The sequence below is a fragment of the Neobacillus sp. NRS-1170 genome, from assembly GCF_050468025.1.
This window is the reverse complement of record NZ_JBITPF010000123.1, coordinates 1-1,708: the sequence shown is the minus strand read 5'-3', so window position 1 is coordinate 1,708 and position 1,708 is coordinate 1. Positions and strand designations below refer to the sequence as shown.

Sequence of the window (1,708 nt, the reverse complement as noted above, 5' to 3'; positions counted from 1 at the left end):
TTCAACTGATATGAACGAAAAAAGCAAGCCCACTGTTAAACTTGATTAAAACATGATCCTTCTATCCAAATTTGGATAGAAAGGGGCTTTTTTCAGCTTACAGACCATTCATCTTTTTCTTGGTTTCTTTGTCAAGGGTGGTTTTCCCTTGACGAACGAAACCAAGAAAAAGATATAATTATACAGCTGAAAACAGCAGTTTAAACTCTTGGCACGAAGGCAAATAACGCTGACGGCGGTTTACAGTCTGATATTCGCGGGTTGGTTACCGCATTTCAATCCTATCCGTCACGGAGCTGCCTCTGACTAAACGCGCACGTTCAGTTATAAAGATACCTAGTGCATAGTTGAAGATGAGGGTTCTCCTTACCGAGGATTTTGCCTCCGAGCCAAAACTTCAATACCAAAAATTCATTGAGTTAAGGAATCGATATTTTTTTACTTTTAATAGAATTTAAGCTGCATTTGTTACACTGGTTTTCTGATTTTCAATGAAACAACCAATCGCCCAGACAAATCCAATAAGTTCTCTAGCTACAGCTACAGCAGCGTGTTTTCCACTTTTTCCACGAGATGTAATTCGATAATATTTTTTATGAAGACGGTCTTGTGCCTTCCACGAGATTCTTTTAACTTCAGGATCTTGTCCTTCTTGCCTTTTCAATATTTCTCCTTTTAAAGACGGTGAATGACGATATGCCCAAGCAGACTCACATAGAACACGACGGATTTGTGCATTCCCAATTTTGGTTATTGACCCCTGCCATCGGCTAGACCCACTTGAATATTCCTTCGGAACTAGACCAGCATAGGACATTAATTGTCTAGGGCTTGAAAATCTTGAGAACTCACCTATTTCAGCTACCAACGTAACTGCCGTTACTTCAGCGATTCCTCTTAATGTTTGAAGCGCTTGAATAACAGGTGCATGTTCACTATCAGTGGCTTCTTGATGAATCTCTGAATCAATCCTTTTCATACGATCTTCAATCTCCTTAATCGCATGGAGATATTCTTGAAAAACAACGCGTAATGATGGTTTTTCAAATTTTAAAGTATTTAGCCATGTACGATGTTTCACTGTCCAATTTCGGGTACCTTGAGTTGGACGGATATCATTCCGAAGTAAGAAATGAATTAATCTTTGACGAGCACGTTGTAAATCTTCTTTTGTATCATGTCGTGCGCGAATTAAATCACGTAAGGCTTCATGATCTTCATCTGGGGTCCATACAGCAGTTAGTTCTCCTGCGCGAAGAAGTTGAGCAAGCCTTAACGCATCTCTTCGATCCGTTTTTACTCGATCTCCCGATCGCCGAGGAATTAGAGTAGGTGCCACGACAATACAATCGATTTCCATAGAGAAAAGTAATCGAAAAAGACTATAACCAGTAGATCCAGCCTCATAACAAACATGTAAATTTTCAGGGTTGCCAAGTTTCTTCATTAATTTACGTACAGATTCGGCATTATTTGGAATATTACCATGGAAGCGAGGCTCACCTCGTCCTTCATCCGCAACTGCCACAGAAATCATTTCTTTTGAAACGTCTAAACCAACAAATTTTTGTACATCCTTCATAATAATAGCTCCTTTCGTGTGTAGCTCTACACTTGGTTAATGGTTTTGGTAGTGCTTTACCATTATGGACAAGTGCAATCTACGTTAAGCGAACTGGAGCTTTTTCGTTCATTATGACTAAACTGC

At 39.6% G+C, this 1,708-nt stretch carries 1 protein-coding gene; it reads right to left on the bottom strand.

Annotation, left to right across the window (positions count from 1 at the left end):
• Positions 1-454: 454 nt before the first annotated feature.
• Positions 455-1,582 (bottom strand): IS110 family transposase, encoded by a 1,128-nt coding sequence (locus tag ACIFOT_RS32195; protein ID WP_430073029.1) that lies wholly within the window; start codon positions 1,580-1,582, stop codon positions 455-457.
• Positions 1,583-1,708: the final 126 nt, after the last annotated feature.

Bases quoted from the DNA above. Each gene is read 5' to 3' on its own strand.
- ACIFOT_RS32195 (WP_430073029.1), bottom strand. From the start codon at position 1,582: ATGAAGGATGTACAAAAATTTGTTGGTTTAGACGTTTCAAAAGAAATG.